At 73.1% G+C, this 12,790-nt stretch carries 16 protein-coding genes; 3 read left to right on the top strand and 13 right to left on the bottom strand.

The genetic code is table 11. The annotated features are described in order from the left end of the window. Positions 1-458: endo-1,4-beta-xylanase (locus IEZ00_RS21455; protein WP_189225078.1), on the top strand; the 458-nt coding region annotated here is incomplete at its 5' end. Between the two features lie 94 nt (positions 459-552). Here IEZ00_RS21455 and IEZ00_RS21450 read toward each other — a convergent pair. The 7 genes from IEZ00_RS21450 to IEZ00_RS21420 all read right to left on the bottom strand — a co-directional run bounded on the left by IEZ00_RS21450 (position 553) and on the right by IEZ00_RS21420 (position 8,405). Then, positions 553-1,356 carry an SDR family oxidoreductase gene (locus IEZ00_RS21450; protein ID WP_189225077.1) on the bottom strand — a complete coding sequence of 268 codons (804 nt, stop codon included), beginning with the start codon at positions 1,354-1,356 and terminating at the stop codon, positions 553-555. Between the two features lie 131 nt (positions 1,357-1,487). Beyond that, a complete protein-coding gene (locus tag IEZ00_RS21445; protein WP_189225076.1) occupies positions 1,488-2,492 on the bottom strand; it encodes an alpha/beta hydrolase in 1,005 nt (334 codons plus the stop codon). After that, positions 2,489-3,355: an aldo/keto reductase family oxidoreductase gene (locus IEZ00_RS21440; RefSeq protein WP_276515699.1), complete on the bottom strand. Its 867-nt coding sequence runs from the start codon at positions 3,353-3,355 to the stop codon at positions 2,489-2,491. The genes IEZ00_RS21445 and IEZ00_RS21440 overlap by 4 nt, the downstream gene beginning before the upstream one ends. A 163-nt stretch (positions 3,356-3,518) precedes the next feature. Beyond that, positions 3,519-4,211 carry an SDR family NAD(P)-dependent oxidoreductase gene (locus tag IEZ00_RS21435; RefSeq protein WP_189225075.1) on the bottom strand — a complete coding sequence of 231 codons (693 nt, stop codon included), beginning with the start codon at positions 4,209-4,211 and terminating at the stop codon, positions 3,519-3,521. A 42-nt stretch (positions 4,212-4,253) separates the two neighbouring features. Beyond that, a complete protein-coding gene (locus IEZ00_RS21430; protein ID WP_189225074.1) occupies positions 4,254-4,577 on the bottom strand; it encodes a putative quinol monooxygenase in 324 nt (107 codons plus the stop codon). A 71-nt stretch (positions 4,578-4,648) separates the two neighbouring features. Further along, on the bottom strand, positions 4,649-5,473 hold the full coding sequence (locus IEZ00_RS21425) for an alpha/beta fold hydrolase (RefSeq protein ID WP_189225073.1): 825 nt from the start codon (positions 5,471-5,473) through the stop codon (positions 4,649-4,651). A gap of 130 nt (positions 5,474-5,603) precedes the next feature. Then, on the bottom strand, positions 5,604-8,405 hold the full coding sequence (locus IEZ00_RS21420; protein WP_229795963.1) for an AAA family ATPase: 2,802 nt from the start codon (positions 8,403-8,405) through the stop codon (positions 5,604-5,606). A gap of 76 nt (positions 8,406-8,481) precedes the next feature. Between IEZ00_RS21420 and IEZ00_RS21415 the strand changes: the two genes are divergently transcribed. After that, complete coding sequence (locus IEZ00_RS21415) at positions 8,482-8,667, top strand: hypothetical protein (RefSeq protein ID WP_189225072.1); 186 nt, start codon at positions 8,482-8,484, stop codon at positions 8,665-8,667. Here IEZ00_RS21415 and IEZ00_RS21410 read toward each other — a convergent pair. The 5 genes from IEZ00_RS21410 to IEZ00_RS21390 form a co-directional block, all read right to left on the bottom strand. Next, on the bottom strand, positions 8,657-8,965 hold the full coding sequence (locus tag IEZ00_RS21410) for a DUF3140 domain-containing protein (protein ID WP_189225071.1): 309 nt from the start codon (positions 8,963-8,965) through the stop codon (positions 8,657-8,659). The two genes, IEZ00_RS21415 and IEZ00_RS21410, sit on opposite strands and share 11 nt — an antisense overlap. Then, on the bottom strand, positions 8,962-9,177 hold the full coding sequence (locus tag IEZ00_RS21405) for a hypervirulence associated TUDOR domain-containing protein (protein WP_189225070.1): 216 nt from the start codon (positions 9,175-9,177) through the stop codon (positions 8,962-8,964). The genes IEZ00_RS21410 and IEZ00_RS21405 overlap by 4 nt, the downstream gene beginning before the upstream one ends. Before the next feature lie 171 nt (positions 9,178-9,348). Continuing rightward, positions 9,349-9,573: a DUF2795 domain-containing protein gene (locus IEZ00_RS21400; RefSeq protein WP_189225069.1), complete on the bottom strand. Its 225-nt coding sequence runs from the start codon at positions 9,571-9,573 to the stop codon at positions 9,349-9,351. Between the two features lie 13 nt (positions 9,574-9,586). Further along, on the bottom strand, positions 9,587-9,784 hold the full coding sequence (locus IEZ00_RS21395) for a DUF2795 domain-containing protein (protein WP_189225068.1): 198 nt from the start codon (positions 9,782-9,784) through the stop codon (positions 9,587-9,589). Positions 9,785-9,995: 211 nt separating this feature from the next. Further along, positions 9,996-11,018 carry an SDR family oxidoreductase gene (locus tag IEZ00_RS21390; protein ID WP_189225067.1) on the bottom strand — a complete coding sequence of 341 codons (1,023 nt, stop codon included), beginning with the start codon at positions 11,016-11,018 and terminating at the stop codon, positions 9,996-9,998. 192 nt (positions 11,019-11,210) lie between these two features. On the opposite strand from IEZ00_RS21390, the gene IEZ00_RS21385 reads away from it, so the two are divergent. Continuing rightward, entirely contained in the window at positions 11,211-12,071 is an 861-nt protein-coding gene (locus IEZ00_RS21385; protein ID WP_189225066.1) for a helix-turn-helix transcriptional regulator, read from the top strand. A 134-nt stretch (positions 12,072-12,205) separates the two neighbouring features. Here the strand turns inward: IEZ00_RS21385 and IEZ00_RS21380 are convergent, their stop codons facing one another. Beyond that, entirely contained in the window at positions 12,206-12,703 is a 498-nt protein-coding gene (locus IEZ00_RS21380; RefSeq protein ID WP_189225065.1) for a hypothetical protein, read from the bottom strand. Between the last annotated feature and the right edge of the window lie 87 nt (positions 12,704-12,790).

The following is a 12,790-nucleotide window of genomic DNA, read 5'->3' as shown; positions in this document are numbered from 1 at the left end:
GCTGCACCGGCATCACCGTGTGGGGCATCCGCGACAGCGACTCCTGGCGCGCCTCGGGCACCCCGCTGCTGTTCGACCGCAACGGCAACAAGAAGGCCGCCTACAACGCCGTCCTCGACGCTCTGAACGCGGGCGGCACGACGACGGTTCCGACCACTCCGACGGACCCGACCACGGACCCGCAGAACCCGGAGAGCTGCACCGCGACGTACTCCGAGGGCGAGAAGTGGAGTGACCGCTTCAACGGCCAGGTCACCGTCTCGGGCACGGACAACTGGGTCGTCACCGTCACCGTCGGCTCGCCGCAGCGGATCATCGCCACCTGGAACACCAGCCCGACGTGGGAAACGGCCAACGTGATGACCGCCCGCCCCAACGGCAACGGCAACACGTTCGGCTTCACCATCCAGCACGGCGGCAACTGGAACTGGCCCAGCATCTCCTGCCGGGTCGCCTGATCCACCGTGGGAGGGCCCGGTGCTCACCGGGCCCTCCCACGCCGATCCCGTCAGTGAGACGGTCGGCTTCCGTCGCCAGGGGGCACCCGCGTCCTCAGCCGAGCTCGGTGGGGATGACCGTCAGCTCGGCGATGTTGACCCTGGCCGGGGCCGCCACCGAGTAGGTGATGGCGTCGGCCACGTCCTCCGCGGTGATGGTCGCGATGGCCGACCGCATCTGCTCCAGTCCGGCCCTGGTGGCCTCGTGCGCCATCCCCGTGCCGAGTTCGGTGACGGCGAAGCCGGGGTCAACGGAGCGCACGCGGACGCCACGGGGACCGAGCGAGGCGCGCAGGTTGCGGGTCAGCTGGGTGACCGCAGCCTTGGTCGCCCCGTAGACCGGGTAGTCGGCGAAGACGACTTCCGCCGCGATCGAGCCCAGGTGCACCAGGTCCGCGGCCCGTCCGGCCGCCGCCGCGTCGAGCAGGTCCTCGACGAAGGCCCGACCGGTCGCCAGCAGGCCCCGCAGGTTCACGTCGATCATCTGGTCCCACTCGGCGGTGTCCGCCTCCTCGAAGGGGGCGCCCAGCATCACCCCCGCGTTGGCGACGACCAGGTCGGGCCTGCCCAGGCAGCCGCGGATCTCCGCCGCGGCGGCGGTCAGCGCGGCGGGGTCGGCGATGTCGACGGCGAGCGGCAGGACATCGGTGGCGCCTTCCGCCCGCAGGGTGGTGGCGAGGTCGTCCAGCAGCCCGGATCGCCTGCCGAGCAGGGCGACCGCCGCTCCGGCGGCGGCGAAGCGCCGCGCGGTCGCGGCGCCGATTCCGGCGCTGGCCCCGGTGACCACCGCGACCCGACCGGTGAGCAGCCCTGCGGGCACGACGGGGGCGGTGGCGTTGCGCGAGAGGTTGTCGGTCATGGGACCGATCCTGTTCGGCGGACCGGAGGCCAACCAGGGTGGTCCTGTCCGAGGAGTTCCGCACCCTGGCAATCACCCGCCCGAGGACGAGCGGCGCCCGTGACCGGTGCGCCGCTCGTCCCTGGGGTCGGTCAGGAGTGGGCCGCGGCCCACCTGTTGATCAGGTCGTTGGTCCGCGTGGCGTTGCGGTGCAGCGCCAGGTTGTGCGCCGCGTCCTCGACGACAACGGCGTCGACGCGGGGAGCCGCGCCGAAAGCCCGCTCCTGATCGGGTGCGAACGCTTTCGGGTCGTTGCCCGCGTACAGGTAGTCGTGCTCGCCGACGACGACAATGACGGGAACGCGAACCGAGGCCGCGAAGGTTCCCGTGGTCAGTTCGGCGGCGAAGCCGGGGACCTCGGCGGCGGTCGTCGTGGCCTTGGTGGCTTCGTCCGCCGCCCGCGTCGCCGGGTGGGTTCCCGGCAGGTGGTAGAAGAAGTCACGCGAACCCGGTGGTGTCGTCAAGTAGTTCGCGGGGAGATTCCTGCGTCCGAGCACCGGATCGGCGGCGGCGGGCGTCAGCTCCGGGAAGCCCTCGAACGACGGCAGCGTCGCGCGGTACAGGAACCCGGTGACCACGAGCGCGTCGACCTCGTCCGACCGCGCCGCGACCCCCTCGGCGACGACACTGCCGTACGAGTGGCCCACGACGACGATCGGGAGCCGCGCGTACCGGTCGCTGATGGCGTCGATGAAGTGGTCGATCGACGCGACGTGCACAGCGGTGGTGACGGATTCGGCCGCGGGCTTGGACGACCGGCCGGTCCCGACGCGGTCCAGGACGATGGCCACCCACCCGTCGCGGGCGGCCTGGCGGGCCTGGGAGACGACCCCCGCTTCGGTTTCGAGGTCGAAGTAGTGGTGGTCGTAGGTGGCTCCGGGGATGAACACCTGCACACCGCGGGGACGCCGGTGAGGCGTGTACCGCTCGGCGTGGATGCCTGCGGTCGACACCCCGTCGACGCCCACCGCCACCCGCACGTCCATCGTGCTGTGGTGCCACGGCCGCGCGTGCGCCGCGGCGGGTGTGGGGGCGAAGGCCGCCGCGAGGGCGATGGCCGTCGCGGCGGAGGCCAGCCTGAGGACGAGGCCGGTCATCGCCCGATCCGATCCAGCTCGGCGATGTCCTCGTCGGAGAGCTGGACAGCGGCTCCCGCGATGTTCTCGCGCAGGTGGGCCACCGAGGAGGTGCCCGCGATCAGCAGGATGTTCGGCGAGCGCCGCAGCAGCCAGGCCAGTGCCACGGACATCGGGGTGCTGCCCAGTCGAGCCGCGACGGAGGAGAGCGCGTCGGACTGCAGCGGGGTGAAACCGCCCAGCGGGAAGAAGGGCACGTACGCGACGCCCTCGTCCGCGAGCCGGTCGATGAGCTCGTCGTCGTGGCGGTGGGCGAGGTTGTACATGTTCTGCACGCACACGATCGGCGCGATGGACTGCGCCTCGGCGACCTGCTCGGCGGTCGCGTTGCTGACGCCGAGGTGCCGGATGAGGCCCTGCCGCTGGAGGTCGACCAGCGTTTCGAACGCTTCGGCGACCGACTCGGGCTGCGGCCCCTCGGCGTTGCCCAGGCGCAGGTTGACCAGGTCCAGCGTGTCCAGCCCGAGCGCTTCCAGGTTGTCGGTCACGGCGCGGCGGAGCTGGTCGGGGCGGCGCGCGGGCGGCCAGCCGCCCTGCTCGTCGCGCAGCGCGCCGACCTTGGTGGCGATGTGCAGCGTCTCGGGGTACGGGTGCAGCGCTTCCCTGATCAGCTCGTTGGTGACGCGCGGGCCGTAGGCGTCGGCGGTGTCGATGTGGGTGATGCCGAGTTCGACCGCCTCGCGCAGGACGGCCAGGGCGCCCTCCCGGTCGGCGGGCGGCCCCATGACCCAGGGGCCCGCGAGCTGCATGGCGCCGTACCCGAACCGGGTGACGGTCAGGTCGCCCAGCTTCCAGGTTCCGCCGGGCAGGGGGAGAGACGACATGCTCCTACCTCTGTTCTCGTGGTGGGCCGGGCGGCGCCGCTCGCGCGCGCACCGCCCGGCCGGTTGCCACTTCACCCTGACGCGGCGGCTCCCCGGTGGGAAGTAGGCACTTCAAGGTGCGTTAGGCACCCGTCGCGCCGGTCGCGAGGTGCTGTGGTCGGCGTCACCACGGGAGGGCACCGGCGCGGTCGGTCACCGTGCCGGTCGGCGTCCGGGCCCCCAGGGTGGCCGCGCGCACCGCGGCCTCGGCGCCCTCCTCGACGCTGTGCCCCACCTCGCCGGTGAACTCGGTCGCGGTCTGGCCGGGGTCCACCGCGTTGAAGCGGACGTCGGGGATGGACTTGGCGTACTGCACGGTCAGCATGGTCACCGCGCTCTTGGACGAGCAGTACGCGAGCAGCGGGTACCGCGACTCGACCTGAGCCGGGTCGTTGACGAGCGTGAACGACCCGAGACCGCTGGTCACGTTGATGACCGACGGGGCGCTCGCGGCCCGCAGGAGCGGCAGGAAGGCGTGCGTCACCCGCACGATCCCGAAGACGTTGGTCTCGTAGACGTGGCGGACCTGATCGGCCGTCATGTCCTCAGCCGGGGGGATCTCGCCGAGGATTCCCGCGTTGTTGACGAGGATGTCCAGGTGGCCCACCCGCTCGCGCAGGGTCTTCGCCGCGGCGTCCACAGAGGCGTCGTCGGTCACGTCGAGCTGGACGAACTCCGCACCGATCCGGGAGGCGGCCGCTTGACCGCGCTCCGCGTCCCGCGCGCCGATCCAGACCGTCTGTCCTTCTTGGACCAGTCGGCGTGCCACCTCGTAGCCGAGTCCCCGGTTCGCGCCCGTGATCAGGGTGGTGGTCATGGTGTTCTCCTCCGATGTGCGGTGGGGCGGGTGCCCGCGGATCTAGTTGGCGGGGCGGAACGGGCGCAGCAGGCGGATGCCGTCCTCGATGGAGCCCTCGATCAGCTCCAGCATCTGCGGGACGAGCCGTGCCATGCGGGGCGCGTTGAGGTGGGCGTCCAGCAGTTCCCTGCTCTCCCAGCGCTCGTAGATGACGAACGAGCCGGGCTGCCCCTCCACCTCGTGGGCCTCGTAGTCGATGTTGCCGGGGTCGTCGCGGGAAGGGGTGATGGCGGCGGTGATGAACGCCTTGAGGTCGGCTTCCCTGCCCTGCTTGGCCTTCGCGTCCCAGATGACGGTGACGTAGCCGTTCGGCGTGGCGGTCATGGTGATCCTCTCGCGGTGCTCGGTTGTCGGTGCCGTGCCCGCTGGTCGTGGCACGGCTGGGTTCGCGGGCGTCAGCCCTCGATGAAGGCGAGGAGGTCGGCGTTGACGGTTTCGGCGTTCACGGTGCACATGCCGTGCGACAGGCCGGGGTAGACCTTCAGCGTGCCGTCGCCGAGCAGCCCGACCGACAGCTCGGCCGAGGCAGCGGCGGGGACGACCTGGTCGTCGCCGCCGTGCATGACGAGGGTGGGCACGTCGATCGCCCGCAGGTCGGCGGTGAAGTCGGTCTCCGAGAACGCCTTGATGCCCTCGTGGTGCGCCCTGGCGCTGCCTGCCATCCCCTGGCGCCACCAGTTCCAGATGACGCCCTGGGACGCCTCGGCGCCGGGTCGGTTGAACCCGTAGAACGGTCCGGCGGCTACGTTGAGGTAGAACTCGGAGCGGTCGCCCGCCACGCCCTCGCGGAAGCCGTCGAAGACCTCCATCGGCAGACCGGCCGGGTTGGCCCGCGTCTTGAGCAGCAGGGGCGGGACCGCTCCGATGAGCACCGCCTTGGCGACGCGGCCCGCGCCGTGCCGGGCGACGTAGCGGATCACCTCGCCGCCGCCCGCGCAGTGGCCGACGTGGACGACGTCGCGCAGGCCGAGGTGCTCGACGACGGCCGCGACGTCGGCGGCGTAGTGGTCCACGTCGTGCCCGTCGCCGACCTGGGCGGAGCGGCCGTGCCCCCGGCGGTCGTGGGCGATGACCCGGTACCCCCGCCGCGCGAAGAACAGCAGCTGGGCGTCCCAGTCGTCGGAGCTCAACGGCCAGCCGTGGTGGAACATGACCGGCCTGCCCGAGCCCCAGTCCTTGTAGAAGATCTCCACTCCGTCGCCGGTGGTGGCGGTGGGCATGGCGGGCTCCTCTCCCTGGCGCCGCCCCGGCGGGGCGATCTCGGCTGACCTGGAAGAGCGTGCCCGAGCCGACTGTCACACAGCCTCAGTCAGCTGACTGACATCCGCGCGGCGCGGTGCTGACACCGCCTCACGGCCGGGCGGACGGCGGTTCGGGCGCGAGCGCGTCGAGGGCGTCGCGCAGCGCCGCGCGCGAGGTGATCCCCAGCTTCGGGAACACCCGGTACAGGTGCGAGGAGACGGTTCGGGGCGACAGGAACAGGCGCACCGCGATCTCCGGGTTCGACAGGCCCGCCGCCGCGAGCCGGGCGACCTCCAGCTCCTGGGGGGTCAGCGGCGTGCCGGAGGTGCCGCGGGCGGTGCGCGTCATCCCGGTGGCCCGCAGCTCGGCCTCGGCGCGGGCCTGCCACGAGGCTGCCCCGAGCCGCTCGAAGCGGTCGCGGGCGGCGGCCAAGCGCACGCGGGCGTCCCGGTTGAGTCCCTGGCGGCGCAGCGTTTCGCCAAAGGCCAGGTGGGCTCGGGCGACCTCGAAGGGCCACTGCTCGGTGTCCGGCACCGCGAGCGCCGCCTCGAAGCGGGCGACCGCGTCCTCGGGCCGCGCCGTCATCGCCGTGATCGTGGCCGAGCTCAGCGCGAACCGCGACGAGAGGCGCTCGACCCCGGCGGCGCGCACCGCCTCCGCGTGCCGCCGCGCCTGGTCCGGGCGCCCGGAGCGCACGGCCGCCTCGACCAGGTCCGGCGCGGACCACAGCGCCTCGGGGTTGAAGGGGGGCAGCTCACCGGGGGCGCAGATGGCCGTGGCGTGCCGGAACGCCGTCTCGAAGTCGGCCGCGCCGAGCGCCGCCCGAGCCGCCGCCTGGTGGGCGCAGTTCTCCATCCGCCGCAGGCCCCTCGGCCTCGACCAGCCCCAGATCCGCTCGCAGTGGGCGCGGCACTGGTCGAGGTCGCCGCGCTGAGCCGCGACCATGGCGGCGACGTAGTGCCCCACCTGGGCGAACAGGTGGTACCCCGTCTCCTCGCACAGCGCGATGAGCTCGGCCGCGGCCTGCGCCGACGACTGCCACCGACCGGCGTGCAGGTGGTCCAGGGCGACGAAGATCAGGGCGGGCATGCTCGAACCCACCGCGCCGCCGTCCCGGCCGTCGCGGATCACGCGGGACACGGCCTCGCGGCAGCCGGGGAGCCGGTCGAGGTAGGAGGCGACCAGTGCGGTGCGGACGACCACGTCGGCCTCGGCCTGGTCCTTCAGCCGCGCGATCTCCTCGTCCAGGGCGCGCAGCGCGTCGTCGGTGGTGGCGCCGGGGGCGTGGTGGACCCGCCCCAGCGACACCGCCCCGGCGGGCGAGGCGTCGGGGAACCGCGCGAGCAGGTCGACCAGGGGCCGCCAGTGCTCCGGCCTGCCCGAGTACTGGCCCGCGAGGGTGAGGGTGAACAGCGCGACCTCCGTCTCGGCGGGTGGCGGGCCGGAGGCGGTGGGGTCCCGCTCGATCGCCTTCATCACGAGCGCGTGCGCCGTGTCGGCGTCGCCCTCCGTCACGAGCACGAGGAACCCGGCGGCCGCTGCCGCCGCGGGCGAGAGGTCCGCGGGCTCGCCGTCCCGCACCTCGCGCATGATCTCGTGCGAGATCTCCAGGTGGCCCGCCACCCACGCGGCGACGTAGGCGGCCAGGGACAGGCGGCGACGGCGGACCGCGTGATCGGGGCTCAGCCCGGCCGCGCGGCGCAGCCTGGTGATCGCACCGGCCGCGTCGCCGCGCCGCAGGCTGCTCCTGGCCGCCAGCTCGACGAGGGCGGCGACCTCCTCGTCAGGCGCCGTGGTGGCTCTGGCCAGGTGGTCGCCGCGACGTTCCGGCTGGTCGACCAGCGCGTCGGCCAACCGGCGGTGGGCGCCGCGCCGCTGCTCGCCGGTGGAGCCGTCGACCACCGCGGACCTGACCAGCGGGTGCCGGAAGCGCACGGTGTGGCCGTCCTGCGCGACCATGACCAGGTGATCGCGCTCCGCTGGAGCGAGCCCGTCGAGCACGCCCGGTCCGCCCGCCGCCTCGATGACGGCGATGTCGCCGAAGCCCTCCAGGGCCGCGAGCAGCAGCAGGTCGCGGGTCGCCTGCGGGAGTCGTTCGACGCGGGCGGCGTACAGCGCGCGGACGTCCCGCCCTGGGCCGCTTCCCCACCCCGTCCCGCTGCCGCGCCGATCGTCGTGGGCGGCGGTGGCCCCGGCGAACTCGAGCAGGGCCAGCGGGTTCCCCTGCGCGTCACGCGCCACCGTCCGCAGCACGCGGCGCGGGAGGTGGGCGAAGCGCCGGGACAGCAGGCGCAGCGCGCTCGCCTCGTTGAGCGGCGCGACCTCGAACTCCGCCATGCCCGCGGGCTGGAACGCCCCGCCGAACTCCCCCCGCCGCGCGCCGAGCAGCCCGATCCGGTGACCGGCCAGTCGCCTGGCGACGAACCCCATCGCGGATCGGCTGGCTTCGTCGACGACGTGGAAGTCGTCGACCACCAGCAGCAGCGGCTGTTCCTCGGCGGCCATGGCGAACAGCGACAGCGCCGCGTTCAGCACGGCGATCCGGCTCGGCGGGGGCCCCGCGCCGAGGCCGAGCGCGACCTCGATGGCCTCTCGCTGGGCAGGCGGCAGGCGCTCCAGCTCGCGCGAGAGCGGGGCGGCGAGCTGGTGCAGCCCCGCGAAGCCGATGTCGGTCTCGTACTCGACACCGCTGCCGCGGATGACCCTGATCCCCTTCGCGACCGCCAGCTCGGCGGCCGCGTCCAGCAGCGCCGTCTTGCCCACGCCCGGATCGCCGGTGAGCAGCAGGGCCGCCCCGCCGGTGCCGATCGCGTCCAGGAACGCCGCCAGCTCGGCGAGCTCGCCGTCCCTGCCGACCAGTCCGATCAGGTCGACGCCCACGCCTGCCACTGCCTTCTCCCGCCTTGCCACGTCCCTCGTCCCGGCGCTCGGAGCGGCAGGACCGGCCGCGCATCCGGCGAAGCAGTGTCTCACCGGCGGACGGCGCGTGAAGCCCCTGGTCCGCGAATTCCGGTTGCGGACCGATCAGGTGTTCGGCGCGGTCGACGCCGTGGTTGCGGCGCGTGTGCGCGTGGTGGCTGAGGAGGTCGGTGATGCCTGCGGATCGTCGAGCACGGCGGTGGTGGAACGTCCGGGGCGGCTCCGAGGCTCGCGTCGCGGCGTCAGTCCTTGAGGGGGTCGTGCCCCCAATTCATCAGCGAGTAGCGCCACTTGGTGTGCTCCACGTCCCCGTCCGGGCGCTGGGCGAGGTGGCGGTGCACGTATCCGACCACCTTGCGCATGTGCGCCTGGTCGTCGTCGGTCAGCTCGCCCTTCTTCTTGCGCAGCAGTTCCACGATCCGCCTGCCGTACTCGTGCCCGACCGACTCACCGCCCTCGGACTGGCCCACCGACTTCGACTCGTCGGTGCCCAACCACTTCTCCAGCTCGGCCGCCGTCATGTTCACGGCCTGGTCGAACTCGCCGCTCACGAGTCCTCCTCCAGCGCGGACGGCTTGTGCACCGCGTCCTTGCCGCTCTTGTCGCTGCGCACGCGGTACTGCGGGTCGTCCTCCGACGCGCGGACCGTCCGCCCGGCGGCCTCGGTGTCCTCGGTGATCTCCTCGACCACCTCGCCGTGCACCGTCTTGCCGTGGCTGGACCAGGTGACCTCGTCGCCCTTGTCGAACTCCTGCTCGCCCATGGGGGGATTCTGTGCCGTCGCGCCGGGCCGCGCACGGCGGTCGCGGACCGACCAGGCGCGCGACGCGCCCAGCCCACCCGATGGGATGACCGACGACGGACCACAGTGGTCGACTCGGCTGCCCGAGCGCGACAGTCCCCCCTTCCGGGGTGTCTCCCGCGAGGCGGGGTGTCAACGGCCGCTCGGATCGGCGCGCGTGGTGTCGTCGTCGAACCGGACGGACGCCTCCACCTCGGCCAGGTTGGCGTAGTCGACCGGTGGGATCGCGCGCAGCGCCCGAGCCGTGTCCTCGTCCCCGCGCTCCTGCGCCGCGCGGACCAGTTCGTCCTTGCCCGCCGGGAAGTCGACCTCGTTCAGGCTCGCCCTCAACCGTTCGCGAGTGGTGTACGCGGACATCGTCACCTCCGGTCTACTGGTCGTTCAGCTTGCCGATGGCCTCGCTGACGTCGTTGGGCGAGTCGAACTGGTCCATGGGCAGGTTGCGCAGGACCTCCAGCAGGTCGTCGTCGGCCCCCTGGGCCTGGGCGGTGTCGACGATGTCGTCCTTGGTCGCGGGGTAGTCGACACCGGAGAGGAACTTCTGGACTTGGATCGGATTGACGGTCATGGCCCGGTAGTACCCGGCTCGACCACCAGCACTCGTCCTGTCCCCCATCAGAGGCACGGGTAATTCGCGCACCGCGCCTTCTCCCCTGCCACCCCCTCATCACCGCACCGCCGATCCGCTTGCCCGATCGCGCAAGCGGCGAGGACGCTCCACAAAGGACAGATGCCGCCCGCGCGAGCCGACGACCCGCGCGGGCGCGCACAACCCATGGTCACCGCACCCGCGCCGAAGCCGGCAATCCACCCAGGCGATGGCCGAGGTCGTTGACCGGCGTGTTGGGCCGGGCGTCCTCGCCTGCCGGGAAGGAGGTGCCGGTGAGCTCCTCGGAGATCCGCCAGACGCGCTCGGCGTCGTCCTCGCCGCGCAGCCGGGAGTAGAGGGCCTGCTCGGCGGGCGCGCCCGCCAGGTGCCCGAAGCCGCCTGGGCCGTACAGGCGGGCGCCGCGGGCGTCCGGCGAGGTGGCGGCCAGCAGCGCCGGGAGCAGCGCGGTCTCGACCGTGCCGACGAGCAGGCCGCGGCGGGAGAGGGCGCGGATGACGCGCACGGCGGCGGTGTCCCGCGCCCGGCCGACCTCGGGGCGCGCGGCCAGCAGGCTGGTGGGGGCGACACCGGGGTGGGCGAGGTTGCTGGTGATCCCCCAGCCCCCGGCCCGGCTGCGCCGGTCCAGTTCGAGCCCGAACAAGCCGAGCGCGATCTTGGACTGGCTGTACGCGCGGCCGCCGTGGTAGGACCGCTCCCAGTTCAGGTCCTCCCAGTTGATGGCGTTCTGGTTCGCGGCGATGCTGATCTGCGAGGTCACCCGCGCCCGGCCCGCGCGCAGCAGCGGCAGCAGGTGGGCGACCAGGGCGAAGTGCCCCAGGTGGTTGCTGCCGAACTGCAGCTCGAACCCGTCGGCGGTGCTCTGCCGCTCCGGCGGGGTCATCACGCCCGCGTTGTTGATCAGGATGTGCACCGGGCGGCCCTCGCCGCGCAGCGCGGCGCCCAGCGCGGCGACCGAGTCCAGCGACGACAGGTCGAGATCCCGCAAGGACAGGGTGGCCTCCGGGTGCCGCCGCTTGATCCGCGCGATCGCCGCCTCGCCCTTGCGGGGGTTGCGGACGGGCATGACGACCTCGGCGCCCGCGGCGGCCAGGCGGGCCGCCAGGCCCAGTCCGACGCCGTCGCTGGCGCCGGTGACGACGGCGAGCTTCCCGGACAGGTCGGCAACGGTGATGTCCGGTCGGGTGCGTGCCATGTGCTGCTCCTCGTGGGCGGTGGGTGTCCTGGTCCCAGGTTGCGCCCGCGCCAAGGGCACATCCACGGACTCCCGATCCCAGGCGGACCGGTCCCCCCACGCGCTCGTCATGGGGGGGACCGACGATCCCGGGCAAACCCTCGCTCGACACGGGCAGACTGGAGCAGCACCGGAACCGGGGAGGGAACAGCCGTGATCGATCGAGCCGGGCTCGCCGAGTTCCTGCGCCGCCGTCGGGAGTCGCTGCAACCCGAGGACGTCGGCCTGCCCCGCGGGCAGCGGCGCAGGACCGCCGGTCTGCGCCGCGAGGAGGTCGCCGCGCTCTGCCACATCTCCGCCGACTACTACAGCAGGCTGGAGCGGGAACGCGGACCGCACCCGTCCGAGAGCATGATCGCCTCGATCGCGCAGGGCCTGCACCTGTCCCTCGACGAGCGCGACCACCTGTTCCGCCTCGCCGGGCACCACCCGCCCGCCAGGGGCGCGATGAGCGAGCACGTCAGCCCCGGCCTGCTGCGCATCCTCGACCGGCTCGCCGACACCCCCGCCGAGATCGTCACCGAGCTCGGCGAGACGCTCCGGCAGACCCCGCTCGGCGTCGCGATCACCGGTGACACCACCCGGTACACCGGCCCGGCGCGCAGCATCGGCTACCGGTGGTTCACCGACCCGGCCACCCGCGCCCTCTACCACCCCGACGACCACCCGCTGCACTCCCGCGTCTTCGCCTCCGGGCTGCGCAAGCTGGTCACGCTGCGCGGCCCCGGCTCACGGGCCGCCCACCTCCTGGAGCTCCTGCTCGCCAACAGCGAGGAGTTCCGCGCCGTCTGGGGCGAGCACGAGATCGGCGTGCACTACAACGACGTCAAGCGCTACGTGCACCCGGAAGTCGGCGTGCTGGAGCTGACCTGCCAGACGCTCCTCGACCCCGACCAGTCGCACATCCTCCTCGTCTACACCGCCGCCCCCGGCAGCGAGACCCACGAGAAGCTGCGGCTGCTCTCCGTGATCGGCCCCCAGCACGCCGCCGCGCGGACACCGCCGAGCTCGTGACGGACCCGCCGGGGAGGGCGTCGTCCGGTGCCGCCGACCGGGCAGGGGCGGGAGTCCCGGCGTTCATCGGCGCGGTTCCCGGCGGAACAGGCGGGACGCGAGCACGACGGGCCACGACGCACCCGTTCCGGCGGTCAGGGAGCGGGCGCGCTCGCCCGCTTGTCGGTGCGGCGCCGCTCGACGGCCTCGGCGACTTCGCTGATCGCTCGGCGGATCATCGTGCCGTACCCGTCCTCGCCGAGGGCGTCCTCGTGGCGACGCGCCGCGCGGATGTGCTCGCTCGCGGCGTCGAACGACCCCAGCCTGCGGAAGTTGTCGGCGAGGTTGAGGTGCAAGGACGGGTAGAACCCCGCGATGCGCAGGCTGTCGTGGTGGTGCTGGACGCGCTCGTCGGTGAGGGTCTGCGCGGCGTCGAGCGCGCGCACGTCCCAGACCAGGGCCTGCGCCGGGTGGTCGTGCAGGTCGGCCATGTAGTGCGCGAGAACGCAGCGGTGGAAGGGATCACCCGCCGGACCGATGCGGTCCCACAGGCGCCGCAATCGCGTGCGCGCGGTGGTGGTGTCGCCCTCGTGACCGAGGGCGACGGCCTCGGTGATCTCGGCCATGGTGGGGTCGGGGGTCTGCGCGGTCATCCGCAATTCCTCACTGGGCGGGCGGTTCCGGGTGGACGGGCATGATCAGGGTGGTGAGGTCGCCGTTGTCGGCCGAGCGGACGACGA

The sequence above is a fragment of the Saccharothrix coeruleofusca genome, assembly GCF_014648515.1.
In the GTDB taxonomy this organism is placed as follows: Bacteria; Actinomycetota; Actinomycetes; order Mycobacteriales; family Pseudonocardiaceae; genus Actinosynnema; species Actinosynnema coeruleofuscum.
This window is presented reverse-complemented; position numbering and strand designations above follow the sequence as displayed.